Annotated in this window: 15 protein-coding genes and 1 pseudogene; 6 read left to right on the forward strand and 10 right to left on the reverse strand. The window is 67.2% G+C overall.

The genetic code is table 11. The features are described 5' to 3' along the window. Positions 1-24 precede the first annotated feature (24 nt). Positions 25-1,032: a zinc-binding alcohol dehydrogenase family protein gene (locus AC56LK_RS13165; protein ID WP_497184952.1), complete on the reverse strand. Its 1,008-nt coding sequence runs from the start codon at positions 1,030-1,032 to the stop codon at positions 25-27. Between the two features lie 100 nt (positions 1,033-1,132). Here AC56LK_RS13165 and AC56LK_RS13170 point away from each other — a divergent pair. Further along, positions 1,133-2,038, forward strand: a pseudogene (locus tag AC56LK_RS13170) (LysR family transcriptional regulator). On the opposite strand, the gene AC56LK_RS13175 reads toward AC56LK_RS13170, so the two are convergent. Together AC56LK_RS13175 and AC56LK_RS13180 are read right to left on the reverse strand one after the other, a co-directional pair. Continuing rightward, on the reverse strand, positions 2,035-3,096 hold the full coding sequence (locus tag AC56LK_RS13175) for an NAD(P)H-dependent flavin oxidoreductase (RefSeq protein ID WP_497184953.1): 1,062 nt from the start codon (positions 3,094-3,096) through the stop codon (positions 2,035-2,037). The pseudogene AC56LK_RS13170 and the gene AC56LK_RS13175 overlap by 4 nt on opposite strands. Positions 3,097-3,150: 54 nt before the next feature. Continuing rightward, entirely contained in the window at positions 3,151-3,768 is a 618-nt protein-coding gene (locus AC56LK_RS13180) for a LysE/ArgO family amino acid transporter (RefSeq protein WP_497184954.1), read from the reverse strand. 95 nt (positions 3,769-3,863) lie between these two features. Between AC56LK_RS13180 and AC56LK_RS13185 the strand changes: the two genes are divergently transcribed. Then, entirely contained in the window at positions 3,864-4,760 is an 897-nt protein-coding gene (locus tag AC56LK_RS13185) for a LysR family transcriptional regulator ArgP (RefSeq protein WP_497184955.1), read from the forward strand. Here AC56LK_RS13185 and AC56LK_RS13190 read toward each other — a convergent pair. Continuing rightward, on the reverse strand, positions 4,757-5,209 hold the full coding sequence (locus tag AC56LK_RS13190) for a hypothetical protein (protein WP_497184956.1): 453 nt from the start codon (positions 5,207-5,209) through the stop codon (positions 4,757-4,759). The genes AC56LK_RS13185 and AC56LK_RS13190 overlap by 4 nt on opposite strands. A 131-nt stretch (positions 5,210-5,340) precedes the next feature. Then, entirely contained in the window at positions 5,341-7,587 is a 2,247-nt protein-coding gene (locus AC56LK_RS13195; RefSeq protein WP_497184957.1) for a PhoX family protein, read from the reverse strand. Between the two features lie 156 nt (positions 7,588-7,743). On the opposite strand from AC56LK_RS13195, the gene AC56LK_RS13200 reads away from it, so the two are divergent. Further along, positions 7,744-10,446, forward strand: a complete 2,703-nt coding sequence (locus tag AC56LK_RS13200; RefSeq protein WP_497184958.1) for a PAS domain-containing hybrid sensor histidine kinase/response regulator — start codon at positions 7,744-7,746, stop codon at positions 10,444-10,446. A 7-nt stretch (positions 10,447-10,453) separates the two neighbouring features. Here AC56LK_RS13200 and AC56LK_RS13205 read toward each other — a convergent pair whose 3' ends face one another. Beyond that, complete coding sequence (locus tag AC56LK_RS13205; RefSeq protein WP_497184959.1) at positions 10,454-10,801, reverse strand: YnfA family protein; 348 nt, start codon at positions 10,799-10,801, stop codon at positions 10,454-10,456. 36 nt (positions 10,802-10,837) lie between these two features. Next, complete coding sequence (locus AC56LK_RS13210) at positions 10,838-11,680, reverse strand: helix-turn-helix domain-containing protein (RefSeq protein WP_497184960.1); 843 nt, start codon at positions 11,678-11,680, stop codon at positions 10,838-10,840. A gap of 144 nt (positions 11,681-11,824) precedes the next feature. Between AC56LK_RS13210 and AC56LK_RS13215 the strand changes: the two genes are divergently transcribed. Further along, positions 11,825-12,232 carry a DUF2750 domain-containing protein gene (locus AC56LK_RS13215; protein WP_497184961.1) on the forward strand — a complete coding sequence of 136 codons (408 nt, stop codon included), beginning with the start codon at positions 11,825-11,827 and terminating at the stop codon, positions 12,230-12,232. A 3-nt stretch (positions 12,233-12,235) separates the two neighbouring features. On the opposite strand, the gene tssG is transcribed toward AC56LK_RS13215, so the two are convergent. From tssG to tssE, 3 genes are read right to left on the reverse strand one after another with little or no spacing between them, the layout of a single operon-like run. Next, a complete protein-coding gene (gene tssG, locus AC56LK_RS13220; protein WP_497184962.1) occupies positions 12,236-13,333 on the reverse strand; it encodes a type VI secretion system baseplate subunit TssG in 1,098 nt (365 codons plus the stop codon). Next, positions 13,297-15,132, reverse strand: a complete 1,836-nt coding sequence (gene tssF / locus AC56LK_RS13225; protein ID WP_497184963.1) for a type VI secretion system baseplate subunit TssF — start codon at positions 15,130-15,132, stop codon at positions 13,297-13,299. The genes tssG and tssF overlap by 37 nt, the downstream gene beginning before the upstream one ends. Before the next feature lie 2 nt (positions 15,133-15,134). Further along, the gene (gene tssE / locus AC56LK_RS13230; RefSeq protein ID WP_497184964.1) at positions 15,135-15,641 is read right to left on the reverse strand and encodes a type VI secretion system baseplate subunit TssE; all 507 of its coding nucleotides are present in this window, start codon (positions 15,639-15,641) and stop codon (positions 15,135-15,137) included. Between the two features lie 137 nt (positions 15,642-15,778). Here tssE and tssK point away from each other — a divergent pair, with 137 nt between their 5' ends. Beyond that, entirely contained in the window at positions 15,779-17,119 is a 1,341-nt protein-coding gene (gene tssK / locus AC56LK_RS13235; RefSeq protein ID WP_497184965.1) for a type VI secretion system baseplate subunit TssK, read from the forward strand. Next, complete coding sequence (locus AC56LK_RS13240; RefSeq protein WP_497184966.1) at positions 17,116-19,944, forward strand: type VI secretion system Vgr family protein; 2,829 nt, start codon at positions 17,116-17,118, stop codon at positions 19,942-19,944. The genes tssK and AC56LK_RS13240 overlap by 4 nt, the downstream gene beginning before the upstream one ends. Positions 19,945-19,948: the final 4 nt, after the last annotated feature.

Below are 19,948 nucleotides of genomic sequence, written 5' to 3' on the forward strand. Positions count from 1 at the left end.
TTGTTTCCTTTTTACGGTGAGTCTTTAAAAATCTTCGAGCACGATCTTGCCGACCGCGCGGCCGCTCTCGATCAGGGCATGCGCGCGGCGCAGGTTCTCCGCCGAGATGCGGCCGGCATGCTGGCCCAGCGTGGTGCGCAGCAGGCCGTTGTCGACCATCTGCGCGACGCGGTTCAGGAGTTCGTGCTGCTTGACCATGTCCGGAGTGGCGAACATGGAGCGGGTGAACATCAGCTCCCAGTGCAGCGAAATCGACTTGCGCTTGAGCGGTACGGCATCGAGCGTGGCCGGGTCGTCGATCAGCGCGAACTGGCCCTGCGGCGCCAGCACGTCGACGATGGCGGGATAGTGCCGGTCGGTGTGGGTCAGGCTGATGACGATGTCCACCTCCGGGATGGTAATCGCTTCCAGCTGTTCCTGCAGAGACTGGCCGTGGTCGATGACGTGGTGGGCGCCGAGCGCGCGCACCCAGTTGCGGCTTTCCTCGCGCGAGGCGGTACCGATGACGGTCAGTTTGGTGAGCGTGCGCGCCAGCTGGACCAGGATCGAGCCGACACCGCCGGCCGCGCCGATCACCAGCAGCGACTTGCCGGCGCCGCCCCCCTCCGCCACCTTGAGGCGGTCGAACAGCAGTTCCCAGGCCGTGATCGCGGTCAGGGGCAGGGCGGCCGACTGGGCGAAGTCCAGGCTGGCCGGCTTGCGGCCGACGATGCGCTCGTCCACCGTCTGGAACTGGCTGTTCGAGCCGGGACGCAGCAGCGAGCCGGCATAGAACACTTCGTCGCCTTCTTTGAACAGCGTCACCCCGGAACCCACGGCGCGCACGATGCCGCTCGCGTCCCAGCCCAGCACGCGCGGCTCCGTAACGGGTGCGCCCAGGCGGATCTTGGTATCGACCGGGTTGACCGACACGGCGCGCACTTCGACCAGCAGGTCATGCGGGCCGGCCAGGGGCATCGGCAGCTCGGTGTCGATCAGCGAGCGCGGGTCGCCGATGGGCAGGCCGTGCTGGGTATACACTACTGCTTTCATGTTGAATCTCCGGTAAGTTTGGCTTGCCGAGCATTCTAGTAAGGGCTCAGGTGGGGAAAAACCGTCCTGGAGCGATTTCACTTTCACAGCTAGAGAGAAGATGATCCGGCTCGACGACCTGGCGCTGTTCGTCCGCACCGCCGCCCTGGGCAGCTTTTCGAAGGCCGCGCGCGAGGTCAACCTGCTGCCCGGGCAGGCCAGCGCGGCGATCGGGCGCCTCGAGCGCGAACTCGACATCCGCCTGTTCGCGCGCTCGACGCGCAGCCTGCGCCTGACGGAAGAGGGCAAGCGCTACCTGCCCTTCGCCCAGGATGCGCTGCAGGCCCTGCGCGACGGTGTCGAGGGCATGCGCGGCGATGCCGGCGTGCTCACCGGTACGCTGCAGATCGCCGCGCCCTCGGACTTCGGGCGCAACCTGCTGCTGCCCTGGATCTCGGAATTCCGCCGCGACCATCCGGGGCTCGACATCCAGCTGCTGGTCTCGGACCAGGTGGCGGACGTGTTCCGCGATCCGGTCGACATCGCCCTGCGCTACGGGCAGATCGACGATGCCAGCTACGTGGCGCTGCCGGTCGCCCCCGGCAACCGCCGCGTGCTGGTGGCCTCAGCCGATTACATTGCGCGCCACGGACGGCCCGCCAGCCTGGACGCGCTGTCCGCCCACAACTGCCTGCAATACCGGCTGCGCGGCCGCGCCTACGACCGCTGGTCCTTCCCTGCGGCGGAAGGCGCGCGGCTGGTGCAGGTGGCGGGACGGCTGGTGAGCGACGATGCGGAAGTGGTGCGGCGCTAGGCGCTGGCCGGCGAGGGCGTCGCCTATAAATCCTGGCTCGACGTCAGCGAGGACGTCGCGCGGGGGCGGCTGGAAGTGCTGTTGCCGGAGGTGCAGGGCGAGCCCACGCCCCTGAACCTGGTCTGCCCGCACCGCAGGCAGTTCTCGCCGGCGGTGAAGCTGCTGCATGCGCTGGTCGAGGAGCGCTGCCGCCGGCTGGCGCGTAGCATCTAGGCGGTTTCGTTGATCTGCGCTGCCAGCAAGGCGACCAGTTCGGCCGCCGGCATGGCGCGCGCCTGGGCGAAGTTGGTCCCGCCCCAGTTGACCGAATAGTCCTGGCTGCCCTTGCCCGATGCCGCCGCATGGAGGGCCTTGGCGGCATCGTAGGTGATGGGGTAGTCCGGCAGCGGCGGATGGCCGGCGGCGCCGACTTCGGTGAACAGGGCGTTGACGATGCCGCGCGCCGGCCGTCCCGAGATGACCGCCGTCATTTCGGTCTGCAGGCCGCTGCCTGCCGCGATCAGGGCGCGGTGGTGCGGCGGCGCCATCGATTCCGGACAGGCGATGAAGGCGCTGCCCATCTGGACCGCGCTGGCGCCGTGGTAGAGCGCGGTGCGGATGTGTTTTCCGTCCATGATGCCGCCGGCGGCGACCAGCGGCAGCGAGACCTTGCCGTGCAACTGCTCCAGCAGTTCGACCGTGGACAGGGCCGGGTCGGGCGCGGACGGATCGAAGATGCCGCGGTGGCCACCGGCCTCGATGCCCTGGGCGACGATCACGTCGATGCCGGCCGCCTCGATGCGCCGCGCTTCGTCGAGCGAGGTCGCGGTGGTGAACAGGATGATGCCGGCAGCCTTCAGCGCGTCGATTTTCTCCTGCGGCGGCAGGCCGAAATGGAAGCTGACCACGGCCGGGCGCTGTTCAAGCAGCAGCGCGAACATCGCTTCGTCCGCCAGGAAGCTGCGGTAGATCTCGCTGAGCTTCGCAGGCGGCTCGGCGCCGAAACGTGCGAAATGCGGCCGCAGCCATGCCAGCCAGGCGGCCTCGCGCGCCGGATCGGCCTGCGCGGGCGCATGGGTGAACACGTTGACGTTGAAGGGACGGTCGGTCTTCTCACGCACCGCCGCGATGGCCGCGCGCGCCTGCTCGGGCGTCGAGGTGCCGACGGCGATCGAGCCCAGCCCGCCCGCCTGCGAGACGGCGGCGGCCAGCGCCGGGGTCGAGATGCCGGCCATTGGGGCCTGGATGATGGGGTAGCGGATGTCCAGCTTCGACAGCAGGTCGTGGCTCATGGTGCGGCTCCGGCAGGGTCTGGTCAGGCCATCAGTATAGCCAGACCCGCAGGATCACGCGCCGCGCACCAGCAGGATGGCCAGCACCAGCATCAGCGAGCCGGTACAGGCTTCGATCGCACGCCATACCGCCGGACGGCCAAGCACGGATGCGAAGCGCTGCGCACCGAGGCCGAGCGCGGAGAACCACAGCACCGAGGCCGTCATCGCCCCCAGGGCAAACGAGGGACGGGCGTCGCCGGCCAGGCTGCTGCCGACGGCGCCGAGCAGCACCACGGTGTCGAGGTAGACGTGGGGGTTGAGCAGCGACAGCGCCAGCACGGTGGCCAGCGCCCGGCCCAGGGTCTGGCTGCTGGCGTCCGCCGACGGTGCGAGCGAGGCGCCGCCGCGCAGGCTGCTCTTCCAGCAGCGCCAGCCATACCATACGAGGAAGGCGGCCCCGCCGTAGCGGGCCACCGCCATCAGGGTGGCCGAGCCCTGCACCAGCGCGCCCAGGCCGGCGATACCGAGCGCGATCAGCGTCACGTCGACCACGATGCAGGTGGCAACCGTCGCCAGCACGTGCTCGCCTCGCACGCCGGTGCGGATCACGTGGGCGTTCTGCGCGCCGATCGCCATGATCAGGCTCGCCCCCAGGCCCAGCCCCTGCAAAAAAACCTGTTGCGAAAACATGATGCTCCTTCACGAAAGTCACCATGCTCATCCACCCGCGTCTTTAATTCAAATATATTCATGATTTCTAAACTTAGTTAAGAAAAACTGAATCTATGCAGATCGATCCTCGCCGCAGCGCCGCCTTCATCGCCGCCGTCGACACCGGCAGCCTGGAAGCGGCCGCCGCCCAGCTGGCCCTCAGCCCCTCGGCCGTCTCGCAGCGCATCTCGGCGCTGGAGCAGGACTTGGGCACCCCGCTGCTGGTGCGCAGCCGTCCCTGCCGCCCGACCGGACCCGGCACGCGCCTGCTGCAATACCTGCGCCGTTCGAGCCTGCTGGAATCCGAGTTCCTGGCGGAGATGGGAACCGACGAGGGCCTGGGACGGGTCGCGCTGGCGGTCAACAACGACACCCTCGCCACCTGGCTGTTGCCGGCCCTGGCGCCGATCCTGGCCCGGGAAGGCTTGCTGGTGGAATTCGTGCTCGACAACCAGGGCCACACTTTCGCCCTGCTTGAGCAAGGCCGCGCGGTGGCCTGCGTGGCGGGCGAGGCGACGCCGATGCACGGCTGCAGCGTGAGCCCGCTGGGCCTGATGCGCTACCGGATGGTGGCCTCCAGGGCCTTCGCCCAGCAGTATTTCGCCGACGGTTTCACGCGCGAGAACGCGCGCCGGGCGCCGGTGGTGGTCTTCGACCGCAAGGACTCGCTGCAGTCGGCCTTCCTGCTGCGGCACTTCGGCCTGCCCGAAGGCGCCTACCCCTTCCACTACGTGCCGGCCAGCGACCCCTACGTGGCGGCGATCCGGACCGGCATGGGCTACGGCATGCTGCCGCTGGAGCAGTGCGGCGCCATGCTCGAGGAGGGAAGCCTGGTGGATCTGGCGCCCGCGCTGTACGTGGACGTGCCGCTGTACTGGCACGCCTGGCGCATCCAGCCGCCGCGGCTTGAACGCATGGGCGCGGCCCTGGTGGCGGCTGCGCGCGAGGTGCTGCTGCCGCTGCCGGTCTAGGAAGCGCGCACCAGGCTCAGGCTGGCGCGCTGGCGGCGCTCCGGCACCTGGGCGGGGGTCACCGGCATCCACTGCGCCACGCCCCACAGCAGCTCGGGGACCAGGAACAGCCAGACCAGCGGCAAGCCGCCCTGCAGCAGGGCCCAGGCCATCCAGGCCGAGAACATGAAGCGTCCGATGCCGTCGTAGTGGCCGAGCACCAGGCTCGGTTCGCCCAGGCGCATGAAGGACCACAGCATCGCCAGGCTGCCCATCAGGCAGGTGATCAGGATGTGAACCAGCGCGAAGGCCGGCAACGGCGCCCCGCCCAGCCAGACATTCGTCTCCGACAGCTGCGGATAGATCAGGGCGAAGGTCCAGGGCGTGGCGAAGGGCGCGGTGACGACGATGTCGTACAGGGCGCTGGCGCGGGTGATGCGGTGGTACGTAGGCAGCGATACGGTCAGCATGATGTGCTCCTGCGGCGGGAATGGTGCATTCCCGATGCTGGCATGCCTTGAAGAACCGAGCCTTGCGATGGACGAAAAAAAGGGCTGGACGCCTGCACGCCAGCCCCAAAGATGGGAGAAGTGAAGTCCGGTCAGGTACCGATGCGGCCGCCGTCGTTCTTGGTGATCACGATGGTTGCCGAACGCGGACGCTTGCCGGCGCCGTAGCCGGCATTCGACGGCCACTGGCTGGTGTACTTGGCCGGATCGGCGAGGTTGCTCGATACGGTGTTCTCGCCCGGGTGCTGGATGTTTACGAACAGCGCCTTGCCGTCCGGGGTCTCGGCGATGCCGGTGATCTCCGAACCTACCGGGCCGACCAGGAAGCGCTTGAGCGTGTCCGCGGTGGCGGCCTTGCCGACGTAGGTGTCCACCGCCAGGGTCGTGCCGTTGGCGCGCGTATGGCTCAGGGTGATTTTCTTGCCGTCGCCCACCTGGCCCGGCACGCCGGCCAGCATCATGCAGTTGGTGACGTCGGTGTAGGCGCCGTCGTCGGTCTGGAACCAGCAGATGCCGGTGGCGGCGCTGAAGGCCAGGCCGTCCGGGCTCGAGAAGTCCTGGTCCGCAGTCAGGCCCGAGAGGTTAACCGAGGCCGCGGCAGCGGCGGCTTCAGCGCCGAACAGGTAGACGTCCCAGGTGAAGCTGGTGGCGGCCGAACCCGCCGCGCCTTCCTTGACGCGGATGATGTGGCCGTTCGGGTTGCCCACCTGCGCGGTGCTGCCCTTCATGTCGGTGTAGACGCGCGGGTTGGCGGCGTCCGGCGCCGACTGGCTCGAACCGCTCGGCTCGACGCGGCGGTTGCTGTTGTTGGTCAGCGTGAAGTAGATCTCGCCGGTGGTCGGGTGCACCGAGCACCATTCCGGGCGGTCCATCTTGGTCGCGCCGACGGCATCGCCGGCCAGGCGGGCATTCACCAGCACGTCGGCCTGGTCGGCGAACTTGTAGCCGGCATAGGACGCAATCGCGGTATTCGTGATCGACAGTTCGATCCACTGGCCGCTGCCATCGGCAGCGAACTTGGCCACGTACAGCTTGCCGCTGTCGAGGTATTTGTCGCCAGTGGCGATGCGGTCGGCGGCGGTCGCGTCGGCGGCGGCCCAGACCGCGTTCGACACGTACTTGAAGATGTATTCATTGCGCGAGTCGTCGCCCATGTAGACGGCCAGCGGCTGGCCCGCCACCACCTTGCCGAAGGCGGCGCTCTCGTGGGCGTAGCGGCCCAGCGCGGTGCGCTTCTTGATGGCCTTGGTCTTGTCGTAGGCATCCATCTCGACGATGTAGCCCATGCCGTTCATCTCGTTGCGGTAGTCGTCGCTGCCGTCGATCGAGGCGCCCTTCTTGCTGATGTTCCAGCGCTGGTATTTATCTTCCGACCCGCCGGTTTCCCAGCCGTGGCGCGAGGCCGCGCCCTGGTCGCGGCCGTAGCGCTTGAGCGCGGCCACGCTCTTGTCGCCACGCGCGGCATCATCGGCCGCAGCGCGGGTGAAATAGCCCGACCAGTTCTCTTCGCCCGACAGGTAGGTGTTCCACGGGGTCTTGCCGGTACCGCAGTTGTTCAGGGTGCCGCGGATCTTGCTGCCATTGGTCGAGTACCTGGTGACCACCAGCGCATTGCCGCGCACCGGGCCCGAGATCTCGATGTCGGTCTGCTGGTGGACGCGGCGGTTGAAGCTGGACTCCTTCAGGTATTCCCACTTGCCGGCGTTGCGGCGCACTTCGACCACCGACAGGCCGTGCAACGCCATTTCCTTGTCCACTTCCGCGGCCGGGCGCGGCAGGCTCTGGGTACCGCCGTTCGCGTGCACGAAGTGGGACGACAGCTTTTCGTCGGTGGTGGCTTCGTGGTTCATCGCCAGCAGGCCGCGATCGTTGGCACTGGTGGATGCGGTCCCGGTGGCGGACAGCGGGAAGAATTCCATGCCGTCGTGATGGTCGCCGGCGCGGTTTTCCATGTCGGTGTCGGTGCCGTCGTTCTTGAACGCGGCGGTATTGGCGGTCAGCGGATCGCCCAGCGCGTACAGCACGCTGGCGGTGTAGCCGGCCGGGACGACGACAGCATCGGCCAGGCTCTTGGAGACGGCACTGAAACCGAGCAGCTTCTCCGGCGGGTTGGTGGTCACCGGCGGGGTGGTGACGGTGTCGTTGTCCGAGCCGCCGCAACCGCTCAAGCCGATCGCGCCCAGCAGCGCTGAGGCAGCGGTCGCTGCGCCGCCGCGCAGCAGGCTGCGGCGGCTCAGGCGGGCTTCGAGGACGGTGCTGAAGTGTTCGTTCGACGAAACGTTCGTATCGATGTCGTCATGGTCGACAGGGATGCGGGCGAGGTCGGTCGGCTTGTTCACGGGTAATCCTGTTGGTTGTTAGGAAAAGTCCGTGCATGGTAGGCAGCGAACATGACGGCTTTGTGACCATTCGATAACAGTTGTGTGACATTCGCAAACCCGGCGACGGGCAGTAATGTATGCAGATATACTGCCGGCATCCAACAAGGACCTCCCATGCAGGACAGCAGCAGCACCATCATGGCGCTCGACCCGGCCACCCTCGGCTACCAGCTTTTCGAAGCCAGCCCCGACTGCGTCAAGCTGCTCGACGCGGCGGGTCATATCGTCGCGATCAACCAGAATGGCGTGTGCGCCATGGAACTCGACGGTAAGGACGCCGTGCGCGGGCAGCCCTGGCTGGCATTCTGGCCGGAGGCAAACCAGGCCGATCTCCGGGCCGCCATGGCCGCGGCACGCGAGACCGGCATCGCACGCCTGCGCGCACCCTGCCCGACCGCGCGCGGCACCCTCAAATGGTGGGACGTCACCATCAGCCGGGTCGGGCAGGAAGGCCTGCTGGCGACCTCGCGCGAGGTCACCGACCAGGTGCGCGCCGACGCCGAACGCGAAGGCCTGCTGGCCCAGCTGCGCAGCGCCAAGCAGCGCATGGACGACGTGTTCCGGCAGGCGCCGGCCTTCATGTGCGTATTCACGGGGCCGGACCATGTGTTCGAGATGGTGAATGCGCGCTACCTGCAGCTGGTCGGCGGACGCGAGTCGATCGGCGTACCGCTGCTGAAAGCGCTGCCGGAGCTCGCCGGGCAGGGTTTCATCGAACTGCTGGACGGGGTGTACCGCAGCGGTGAACCGGTATTCGGCACCGACGTGCCGGTGATGCTGCAGCGCTCTCCGGGCGCTCCGCTGGAGCGGCGCTTCGTCGACCAGGTCTACATGCCGCTGCGCGAACCCGACGGCCGGGTGACGGGCATCCTGGTGCACGGCATCGACGTCACCGACCGCAAGCTTGCCGAGATCGAGCTGTACGAGAGCCGCGAACGCTTTCAGAAGATCGTCAGCCAGGCCGCCACCGGCGTGGTCCAGATGGACACCGATGGCCGCATCACCCTGGTCAACCAGAAGTACTGCGACATGGTCCAGCGCAGCGAAGCCGAATTGCTGGGCACCAGCGTGCTCGACGTAACTGCCCCGGACTCGGTGCCGGTGACGCTGGAAGCGGTACGCCGGCTGCGCGAGGGCGAGGCCGGCGTCATCGTCGACAAGGAAAACCTGCGCCCCGACGGCAGCTGCATGCCGGCCACCAGCAGCGTCAATGCGCTGCGCGGACCGGGCGGCGCGTTCCAGGGACTGGTGGCGATCGTGGTCGACACCACCGAAAGCCGGCGCGCCGCCGAGAAGCTGCGCGCCAGCGAGGAGCGCTACCGCACCCTGTTCGAATCGGTCGACCAGGGCTTCTGCATCTTCGAGATGATCTTCGACGAGCAGGACCGGCCGGTGGACTACCGCTTCCTCGAGATGAACCAGATGTTCGAAGCCCACACCGGCCTGCACAACGCGGTGGGCCGGACCGCGAAAGAGCTGGTCCCGGACCTCGACGGCCTATGGTTCGAGACCTACGGGCGGGTCGCGCAGACCGGCGAGCCGGTGCGCTTCGAGAGCGAGGCGCCGGCCATGGAACGCTGGTTCGACGTGTATGCCACCCGCCTCGGCGGGCCGGGCAGCAAGCGGGTGGCGCTGCTGTTCAGCGACATCACGGACCGCAAGCGCTCCGAGGATACCCTGGTCAAGCTGGCCAGGGACCTGGCCGAAGCGGACCAGCGCAAGACCGAATTCCTGGCCACGCTGGCGCATGAACTGCGCAATCCGCTGGCGCCGATCCGCAGCGGCCTGTCCGTGATGCGCCTGAACGGCGACAACGCCGCCTCGGTGGCGCGGGTGCGCGAGATGATGGAACGCCAAGTGAGCCACATGGTGCACTTGATCGACGACCTGCTCGACATCGCCCGCATCAGCGGCGGCAAGCTGGAACTCAAGAAGGAGCACGCCGACCTGCGCACGGTGCTGTCGAGCGCCGTCGAAACCAGCCTGCCGCTGGTCGAAGCGGCGCACCACGAGCTGTCGATCGACGTGCCGGAAGGCGAGGTCGTCGCCGAGGTCGACGTCACCCGCATCGCCCAGGTGGTGGCCAACCTGCTGAACAATGCGGCCAAGTACACCCCGGCCGGCGGACGCATCGGCCTGTCGATGCGGGTCGAAAACGGGGAAGCGATCATTGCAGTATCGGACAACGGCATCGGCATTCCGCCGGAGGCGCTGTCCTCGGTGTTCGATATGTTCAGCCAGGTCGGGCACCACCTCGCGCGCGCCCAGGGCGGCCTCGGGATCGGCCTGTCGCTGGTACGCCGGCTGGTGGACATGCATGGCGGGACGGTATCGGCATCCAGCGCGGGACCGGGAAGCGGCAGCGTGTTCACCGTGCGCCTGCCGCTGGCGCAGGCAAGGCCGGCGCCGGCTCCCGAAGTCTCCCCGGAAGACAGCGAAGGCGGCGCCGCGGAAGGCATGAAGATCCTGGTGGTGGACGACAACGTCGATGCCGCGCTGACCCTGTCGATGATCCTCGAGGCCTGCGGTTACCTCACCCGCGTGGCCCACGGCGGCGTGGAGGCACTGGAGACAGCCAAGGCGTTCCGGCCGCAGGTCGCCTTCCTCGACATCGGCATGCCCGGCATGGACGGCTACGACACCGCCCGCGCGATGCGGCGGATCGCCGGGCTGGAACACATGACGCTGATCGCCCTGACCGGATGGGGCGCGGACAGCGACCGCCAGAAGTCGAGCGAGGCCGGCTTCGACCAGCACCTGACCAAGCCGGTGCAGCTGGACGTGGTGCAGGACCTATTGGCGAAACTGGCTGCCTGATGCCGCATCAGGCCTGGCGGTGGCCCAGCGCGATGCAGGCCGCCCCGGCCAGCGCCAGCGCCACGCCGGCATAGTCGCTCCACACCGGCTTGATGCCGTCCACCACCCACAGCCAGGCCAGCGCGGTGGCGATGTAGACCGCGCCGTAACTGGCGTAGACGCGGCCGCTGGCGGCCGGGTGCAGGGTCAGCAGCCATACGAAGGCCGCCAGGCTGAGGGCTGCCGGCAGCAGCAGCCATGCGGAACCCTTCCCGGTCAGCCACAGCAGCGGCAGGTAGCAGCCGAGCAGCTCGGCGATGGCGGTGACGAAGAACAGGCCGGCCATGCGGCCGAAGGGCAGGAAATCGAAGGACATCGGTGGACGCGCTTGTGGAAAACGCCAATGTTATCCTCAGCCCGCCGCCTGCGCCTCGAACCACTGGCGGCTCGCCACGTCCGCCGGGAAGAAGGATTCCAGCCGCAGTTCATGCACGGTGACGTCGTGCGGCGTACCCAGGGTGGTGATGGTGGTGAACAGGTTCAGCGTGACGGCGTCCTTGCGCAGCTGGACCGGCAGGAAGGGCAGGGCGCGGCGGTCGAGGTTGGGCTGGCTGGCCGCCTGCGCGATGCCGGGCAGCGCCATCAGCTCGTCCAGCAAGCGGGTCGCTTCGCTGCCGGGACCGTCGCCCATGGCTTCGCGCTGCACCCACTGCAGCAGGTCGGTGCAGACGTCTTCCCAGTTCACCAGGTGGCGCCGCAGACCGTTCGGGTCGAGGGTCAGCTTGATGACGTTGACCGAGCCGTCGCGCGGGATCGGCGCGTGGGCCGGCATGCCGAGGAACCAGCGCATCATGCGCGCCGCCGGCTCGTTCGCCATCACCAGGTTCCATAGCCGGTCGACCACGAGGGCCGGATAGGGCGCCTGCTGGGCCAGCATGAAGTCGAGCGCCTGCATCACGGCGGCCAGTTCCGGATCCTGCAGGCTGCGTTCGCGGTAGGCCGGTGCGAAGCCGGCCGCCAGCAGCATGGCGTTACGCTGGCGCAGCGGGATGTCGAGCACCAGGCCCAGCTTGAGGATCAGGTCGCGGCTGGGGGCCGCCCTGCCCGTTTCGAGAAAACTCAGGTGGCGCTGCGAGATGCCGGCGTCGGCCGACAGTTTCAGCTGGCTGAGCCCGCGCTTGCCGCGCCAGTAGCGCAGCGCGGCGGCGAAATCGCTGAAGTACCGGTGTTCCACCCCGCCTGCGACGGTGTCCATGCAGCCTCCCTGTCAGTTTGCGGCCGATTGTGGCCCAAGCTGTCCGTGAACTCAAGCCTTGTTCTGCGCATCATGCGTGCCTGCGCCACCGATTCGCGATCCGGCGTATCCTCACAAGGAGAGCAATTTTCGGCGGTGGACATCTTGAGCGAGCAGACACTTTCAGCAATCAAGCTCGGCGCGCAGCAGCTGGCGGACGTGGTCACCCTGCCCGCGCAGCAGCGCTATGCGCGCTTCGTGCAGCAGGTAGCACAAACGGGCGAGGTGTGGGGGCTGTACCGCGACGGCTGGGCGCTGGCCAAGACCGACGACGGCACCCTGGTGTTCGCCATGTGGCCGGCCAGCGAATTCGCCGACCTGTGCGCGGAATACGAATGGGACGGCTACGAGCCGCAAGCCTTCCCGCTGGACGACCTGATGAGCGACTTGCTGCCCCAGCTCGAAGAAGACAGCGTGCTGCCGGGCATTTTTTATACGCCGGGCGACCGCGGGCTGACCCCGACCGCGTATATGCTGCGGGTCGACCTGGAGCGCGAGCTGGACAAGCGCTGATCCTTACACATTCAGCTCGTAGCGCACGTCGCGCCGGTCTTCCGTCTGCAGGCCCTCGACCAGGTAGGCATCCCAGCCCAGGCGGCCCCCCTCGACCTCCTTGCCCTCCAGCCGCACGTTGCGCACGTCCGCGGCCAGCAGCACCAGCTCCACTTCGTATTCGAGCGACAGGCCGGTAAACATCGCCAGCATGCTGCGCAGCGCCCGTGCGGCCAGTCCGCCCGGCAGGAAGTCGTTGAAGCCGGCCCGGTCCAGCGGCCCCACCACCAGCCGCAGCCGCAGGTCGCGCTGCCAGACCCGTGCACCGGCGATGGCGCTCGCGCCGAGCACCGCCTTGTCGCTGCCCAGCATGGTCTGCTGGCCGGGGGGCACCGCATACCAGCAGCCGACGAACTGCTCGGCGACGACCTGCTGTCCGAAGTATTCCGACAGCACCCGCGCCAGCTGCACGCTCGAGGCCGGGCGCTGGCGCATCGAGCCGGCGAAATAGGCGATCGACTCGTCCAGCACCGCGCCATCCTCGCTGCCGGCCAGGCGCCGCCGCAGCGCGCCATTGCCCAGGCCGGCAAGGCTCAGGAGCAGGGGCAGGAAGGCGTCGTGGCCGTCCAGCTGGTATTGCAAGGCCAGCCGGTACTTGCGCCAGGCCGCGTAGAACAAGGCCAGCGAGCGGTTCGAGAAGGTGTCGAGGAAGGCGCGGGCGCCTTCCGCTTCGTCTTCTCCCTTGGCCTGCGACTGGTGCTCGGCAATGCGCTCGGTGTAGTGCAGGGGCAGCACGCCGTGGCTGCCCAGCAGGCCCATGAAGGAAGGCGTCAGGCGCACGTGCTTGAGCGTCCCCGCATGCAGCGCGGCGGCGAGCGCCGCCGGCTGGGTGCCGATGTCGCGCGGTTCGGCCTGGATGGCTTCGAGCTGGCTGGGCGGGAAACCGAGCGACACCGAATTCTGGAAGCGCAGGAACTGCGCCACCAGGTCGCGCGAAGGCTCGCCGCGGCGGCGCAGCCATAGCTCGAGCATGCGTACCGCCTGCACATAGTCGAAGCGGTAAGGCTCGCGAAACAGGCGGTCGATTACAGCAGGCTCACATCGCCGCTGCGTGGCTGGCATGTCAATAAGTCCTCTCCGGTTTTGCTCGATACGATCACCAGCTGGATGAAGCTGTTGGCATGCACGTACAGGGCCAGGAAACGCTCGACGATCTGGGCGAAGGCATGGATGCCGCTGCCGACGAAGGCCTCTTCGTCGATGCTGAGGCGCACCTCGACGCCGCGCACCAGGCAGGTAAACGGGTTACCGGACAGCCAGGCGGTGGTGGCACGCTGGACGATCGCCTTGATGCCGCCGATCTGGCGCTGCGTGGATGGAGAACGCGGCAGGTCGTACAGCGCCAGTATTTCGCGGAAGGCATCGACGCCGCCGTCGGCCAGCGACAGGTGGTTCAGCGCCAGGTGCGAGATCAGGCGCCAGTGCGCCCCGCGCCCGCTGGCAAAGCGGCAGGAGGCGCTCGGCTTGCGCAGGAAGGCGATCGCACGCACGCTCGATCCGCCTTCGAGGAACAGGTCGCCGCCCTGTTGGCCATACGGAAGCAGCGCCGGCAGGTCGCGGTTGGTGCAGGTGAGTTCGATGTTCAGGGTGTCGGTTTCCACCTCGGCCGGATCGAAGTCGATGTCGACGATCGATACCTGGGTTTCGAAGCCGGGGCTCCGGTCGGCCAGCGCCTCGTCGCGCCGCACCGCGTAGTAGTGGCCGGCGTCTTCCGGCGTCTGCGCATGCTTGAGCGCATAGAAGGGGCGGAACTGCACCAGGGTTTCGCCCTGCGGGGTCTGGCGGATGAGGCTCAGCGATTCGATCGCATAGACCTCGTAGGCGTAGGCGCGACGCGCGTCGGCCAGCACCGGATAGCTGGCCGTGGTGTGGGTGACGCGGATCGGTTCGCCGCGCTGGCGGAACAGGTTGATCACCGGGGTGCAGCCCAGCAGCACGTTGTTGGTCGACAGGGTGCCGAGCATGCGCGCCAGGTTCGAGTCGGAGCGCACTCCGGACAGGGCCAGGTGCAGGGTCAGGGTGCGCGCGCCGGGCGGCGCGTGGGCAGCCAGCGCCTGCACATCGATGTCGACGAAATTGAACTTCTCGGGGAAGCAGAAGTATTCGGTCAGCAGGCGGTAGGCGGCATGCGAACGCGCCGGGAAGTCGATCAGGGATTCGTCGTCGTCGAAGCCGGCCGGCCGCACCGGGATTGCCGGCAGCGCGCGCCAAACGCCGCTGCCGTCGGCCTCCACCCAGGACGCGACGCCGCGCATGAACAGCGCGTCGCGCAGGGCGGCGCAGAACGAGGGTTCGCCGTCGAGGAAGACGCGCAGCAGCGGCGGCGCGAGCTGGGCGATCGAACCCTGTTCGGCGGTGCAGGCGATCGTCAGGCCGATGCTGGAGGAGGCGGTGCCCGGCAGCCGCACCGCCTCGGGGGCGTCGATGATGGCCGAGAAGGCCGCCCTGGTGAGCGCCAGCGGCGCCACGGTGACCGGATACACGGTGCGAAAGGTGCAGGCCGCGCCGCGCACCGGGCGCGTGTTCAGCTGGGTGCCGCGCGCGATCACGCTGGCCTGCGTGGCCGCGCCGCCGACATCCATGCGCGCGATCGAGCACGAGGGGAAGGGGCGCAGGTAGTGCGGATACAGCACCTCGAACAGCGCTTCGGTGAATTCCGGGTAGTCGTCGTCGAGGCGCTTGGCGATGCGTGCATTGAGCAGCGCGAAGGATTCGATCATGCGCTCGGTGTGCGGATCTTCGCAGACCTCGCCGCTGATCAAGAGGCGTCCGGCGATGCGCGGATAGCGCTCGGCGAACTCGCGCAGGTTGCGGCGCAGGTAAGCGAGTTCGCTTTCGTAATAGGGGAGCATCTGTTCCATGTTTAGGCTCCACCTGCCTGCACCAGCGGCGCGGCACGTGCTGCCTTGCCGGCCTTGCTGATGCTGTACTGCAGGGTCGACGGGGTCAGGACGGCGTCGAAGTTGACCGCTTCCTGTGACACGCTCGCCACCAGCACGGCTGTGATCGAAAAATTCAGGCGGTTCACCGAATCACCCTGCACATCCAGGCTGGCGCGCACATTGCGCAGGCGCGGCTCGTGGCAGCCGATGGTCTTCTCGATGCTGGCGCAGATGGCCGCGCGGTCGGTGGGGCTCGAGAGGCACAGCTCGGCGAAATCGCTCAGGCCATAGGTGACCATCGAGCGGCTGCACTCGGGGTAGGCCTTGAGCGCGCCTTCCGGGATGCTGGCGCGCGTGTTGAGCAGGGCCTCGAGGTCGCGCGCCACCGTGTCCTTCAGCTCCTCGATCGTCATGCGCTGCGCTGCGGGCCTGCCGCGTTCCTGCACACCCAGCAGGCGGTCGAACAAGCCTGGCGTGTATCCCTTCATGGGCTTCCCCTGAAAAACGAAATTCGATGTTGCCATGCCGCGCAGTGCCAACGTTTGATCAACTTCACATGGGTAACCCTTTCCAGTTGTTATGGTTTCCGGTGCGTCGTTCCACCAAATCTTGAGGGAAGGCAAAGATGACCAGCAAAGTCTTATGGGGTGAGGGCCTGTTATTGCGTCCACAACACTTCCAGCGGCAAGACCACTACCACGAGCAATGCCTCTACAAGAGCATCAAGGCCGTGCATCCCTATGCCTGGGGTGTCGAGGCCTTGCAGGTCGACCGCGAGGCACTGGCCAACAGCGTGCTGCGGCTGCTGGCGCTCTCGGTGCGCTTCCAGGATGGGGAACTGGTCGACGCACCCGAGATCGACGCGCTGCCCGAGGCGGTGGACCTGAGCCTGCTGCCGCCATCCACGCAGACCATCACCTATTACGTCGCCCTGCCCGGCATGAAGCCCTTCAGCGGCAACTTCACGCCGCCCGGGCAGACGAACAACACGGCGCGCTTCGTGCAGGCGAACCAGGACACACCCGACCTGTACACCAAGGCCGCGCCGGTGCAGCTGGCCTACCTGAAAAAGCTGGTGCGGCTGGTGTCGGAAGCGGAGCCGCGCGACTCTTACATCCACTTCCCGCTGCTGCGGCTGCGGCGCGCCTCCACCGGCGGCTTCGAGATGGACGAGAGCTTCGTGCCGCCGACGCTGTCGGTGGGCGCGGCACCACTGCTGTTCCAGCAGTTGCGCCGCCTGCTCGATGCGCTGCAGGCCAAGACCGCCGCGCTGTACGGGCACCAGCGCGAGCCGAGCCGCAACGTGGTGGAGTTCCGCTCGGGCGACATGTCCTCGTTCTGGCTCCTGCACACGGCCAGTTCCGCCTATGCGACGCTGACCCACCATTTCAACCATCCGGCGCTGCACCCGGAGCGCCTGTACGAGCAGCTGCTCGACGTGGCGGGGGGCCTGATGACCTTCTCCAAGAGCTGGACCCTGGGCGACCTGCCGCCCTACCAGCACAATGACCCGGGACCGTCGTTCACCAAACTGCACGCCATCATCCGCGAGCTGCTCGATACGGTGATCTCCTCGAAGTACTTCGCGATCGCGCTCAGCGAAGTGCGGCCCTCCTACCACATCGGCGCGCTCGACTCGGGCAAGATCGACGAGCGGACCACCTTCTACATCGCGGTATCGGCGGCCATCCCGGCGGTGGAACTGGTGGACGTGGTGCCGCTGCGCTTCAAGGTCGGCGCGCCGGACGACGTCGAGAAGTTCGTGCTGTCGGCGCTGCCGGGTGTGCGGCTGCAGTACGCGCCGCAACTGCCGGCGGCGGTGCCGGTGCGTCCCGAGACCTGCTATTTCGTCCTTGAAGCCAAAGGGCCGATGTACGAGCGCATGCTCAAGGCGCAATCGATCTCGATCTACGTCCCGGCCGGCATGAAGGAATTGCGGCTGGAGCTGCTGGCCGTCGCCGCATGAAGGGGCCCCCGAGCATCTTCGGCACGGGGCTGAGCCAGCACGCGCGCCTCATTACCCTTGCCAGCGCCCAGGCTAGCTCCCTGCCCGAATCGCTGGTGGCGGAAAGCTTCAGCGGCCGTGAAGCCGTCAACGAACTGTTCGCCTTCGACGTCGATGCGCTCAGCACCTCGACGGATCTCGACCTGGCGCTGTTCATTGGCGAAGAACTCACCGTCGGGCTGCTGCAGCCGGATGGTTCGCGGCGTATGTGGCACGGCCTGTGCACGGCAGCGTCGTGGCTGGGAGCGGACGGCGGGGTGGCGCGCTACCGGCTGCGGCTGGAACCTGCCCTGGCCATGCTGGCGCTGCGCCGCGACAGCTACCTCTTCCAGGACAAGAACGTTCGCGAGATCGTCTGTGAATTACTCGCGGATTATCCACAGATCCGTCTTGATTTCGACATCACGCAGGAGCTGCTACCGCGCGCGGTCTGCACCCAGTACCGCGAGAGCGACCTGGCCTTCTTCACCCGGCTGCTGGCGTCGGAGGGCTTGAACTGGCGCTTCGAACATGAGCAGGGGGAGGATGCGGAAGGCGGCGCGCATGGACAGGCGAAGCACAGGCTGGTCGTGTTCGACAGCAGGGCGCTGGCGCCTTCCATGCCGGGCGGAGACGTGATCCGCTTTCACGGCGTGCGCGCTACGGAGCATGACGATGCGATCGACGGCTTCCGGGCACGCCGGCGCGTGCAGGCCAATGCGGTGACGATCAGCAGCTGGGATCCTGCGCAGTTGCTGGCACCGGGTTACGAGCACGAGTCCGTGCTGGATGCGGGCGAGCTGTCCCTGCTGCCGCTGTACGACGGCAGCGGGGAACGCATCGTTGCCGAGCGTGGTGCGGCGGATGCGCACAGCGAGTTGATGCTGCAGGCGCTCGAGCTGGAGAACAAGGTATTCGAGGGGACCGGGGCGGTGCGCAGGCTGGCGGCCGGCCATGCCTTCCAGCTGACCCAGCACGACCGGTATCCCGAGGGTGCCAATGCCTTCAAGCTGCTGTGGGTGCGGCACGAGGCGCGTAACAACTTCGAGACCGGGATTGCGGGCGCTTCCTCGTCGGGTGTCGAGAATGGGACCTATCGCAATGTATTCGGCTGCGTGCGCGAAGTGGTGCCACTCGTGCCGCGCTTGGGCGCGTCGCCGCACCAGGTCACGGCGCCGGGTCCTCAGTGCGCCCTGGTTGTCGGGCCAGCGGATGCCGTGTCGACCACCAACCGCGATCACCAGGTGCGCGTGCAGTTCGCGTGGCAGCGGGGCGCGCGTCCGAATGCGGGAGGCATGGCGCATAGCACGGACGAGAAAGGCTGCGCGCCGGGAAACGAGACCTCTGGGACCTGGGTGCGGGTGGCCGAGGCGCTTGCAGGTCCCAACTGGGGGACGGTGTTCACGCCGCGTATCGGGACGGAAGTGCTGGTCGATTTCATCGAAAGCGATATCGATCGGCCGGTAATCGTGGCGCAGCTGTACAACGGGGCGGACCTGCCGCCATTTTCGGCCGGCGTGGACTCGGGCGTCAACCATGCGGGAGTCCTGTCCGGGATCCATACCCGGAATATAGATGGAAGCGGCTACAACCAGTGGCAGATCGACGACACGACCGGACAGCTGCGCATGCGGCTGGCGACCAGTGTCGGGGCGACGCAGCTCAATCTCGGGTACCTGATCCACCAGGAGCCGGGTACGGCGCAGCGGGGCGCTTACCGCGGCAGCGGCTTTGAATTGCGTACCGATGCCTGGGCGGTGATTCGCGGCGGCGAAGGTGTACTGCTGTCGACGCGTGCCCGGCCTGCGCTGGGGAGCAGCGTGTCGTCGACGCAGATGGATGTGGCGGAGGCGGTGGCGCAGTTCAAGAGTGCGCAGGAGCTGTCGACCACGCTGGGGGATGCGGCGGCAGCGCAGCAGGCGCTGTTCAGCAAGGATGCCCTGAAGGCACAGGCGGAGTTCATCGAGCAGATCGATCCTCAGGCCAAGGGAAAGTACGAGGGGCCGGTGAACGGGCAGGCGGCGTTCAAGGCCAAGCCGGGGTCACGCGAGCTGGATTCGTCGCAGCCCGTGGAGAAGTTCGCTTCGCCGATCGTGCTGATGGATTCGGCGGCCAGCATCAACTGGGCGACGCCGGCGTCGACGGTGCTGTACGCGGGGAAGCATTTGCACTGGACGACGCAGTCGGACATGCATATGACGGCGGGGCATACGTTTTCGTCGGTGTCGGGCGGGGCGACCAGCTTGTTTACCCATTCGGGCGGTATTCAGGCGATTGCGGCGAATGGGCCGGTGTCGCTGCAGGCGCATATGGATGGGCTGGAGATCTTGGCGGACAAGGAGATCACCGTGATCTCGGTGAATGACTGCATCGAGATCAAGGCGAAGGAAAAGATCGTGCTGCAGGCGGGGGAGTCGTCGATCACGCTGGAAGGGGGGGATATCACGTTTGCGTGTCCGGGGACGTTCTCGGTGAAGGGTGGGCAGCACATCTTCGACAAGGGTGAGAGCAAGCCGGCTGAACTGCCACATCTTCCTGACTCCGTCACCAGCATCACCAATTTCATCGCGCTGAACTACCGTGATGCCAGCGGCAATCCAATGGCCGATGTCGGTTACAAAATCAAGTTCGAAGACGGCGTGGTCATCAGCGGGAAGCTTGATCAGGACGGCAACGCACGGCACGAGAATGTGCCGCCCAAACCGGTCAGCGTGGAGTACGAAGAACGTCAGTCCTTGAAAGACAAGCCCTGGCAAACGCTGACAGAGATGGTCGGAAAAGCAGAAGAGTTCTTCAACCGTTCGTAGTCAA

The organism is Telluria sp. ZB4P36, assembly GCF_059685865.1.

Bases quoted from the DNA above. Each gene is read 5' to 3' on its own strand.
- AC56LK_RS13165 (WP_497184952.1), bottom strand. From the start codon at position 1,032: ATGAAAGCAGTAGTGTATACCCAGCACGGCCTGCCCATCGGCGACCCG.
- AC56LK_RS13175 (WP_497184953.1), bottom strand. From the start codon at position 3,096: ATGAGCCACGACCTGCTGTCGAAGCTGGACATCCGCTACCCCATCATC.
- AC56LK_RS13180 (WP_497184954.1), bottom strand. From the start codon at position 3,768: ATGTTTTCGCAACAGGTTTTTTTGCAGGGGCTGGGCCTGGGGGCGAGC.
- AC56LK_RS13185 (WP_497184955.1), top strand. From the start codon at position 3,864: ATGCAGATCGATCCTCGCCGCAGCGCCGCCTTCATCGCCGCCGTCGAC.
- AC56LK_RS13190 (WP_497184956.1), bottom strand. From the start codon at position 5,209: ATGCTGACCGTATCGCTGCCTACGTACCACCGCATCACCCGCGCCAGC.
- AC56LK_RS13200 (WP_497184958.1), top strand. From the start codon at position 7,744: ATGCAGGACAGCAGCAGCACCATCATGGCGCTCGACCCGGCCACCCTC.
- AC56LK_RS13205 (WP_497184959.1), bottom strand. From the start codon at position 10,801: ATGTCCTTCGATTTCCTGCCCTTCGGCCGCATGGCCGGCCTGTTCTTC.
- AC56LK_RS13210 (WP_497184960.1), bottom strand. From the start codon at position 11,680: ATGGACACCGTCGCAGGCGGGGTGGAACACCGGTACTTCAGCGATTTC.
- tssG (WP_497184962.1), bottom strand. From the start codon at position 13,333: ATGCCAGCCACGCAGCGGCGATGTGAGCCTGCTGTAATCGACCGCCTG.
- tssF (WP_497184963.1), bottom strand. From the start codon at position 15,132: ATGGAACAGATGCTCCCCTATTACGAAAGCGAACTCGCTTACCTGCGC.
- tssE (WP_497184964.1), bottom strand. From the start codon at position 15,641: ATGAAGGGATACACGCCAGGCTTGTTCGACCGCCTGCTGGGTGTGCAG.
- tssK (WP_497184965.1), top strand. From the start codon at position 15,779: ATGACCAGCAAAGTCTTATGGGGTGAGGGCCTGTTATTGCGTCCACAA.
- AC56LK_RS13240 (WP_497184966.1), top strand. From the start codon at position 17,116: ATGAAGGGGCCCCCGAGCATCTTCGGCACGGGGCTGAGCCAGCACGCG.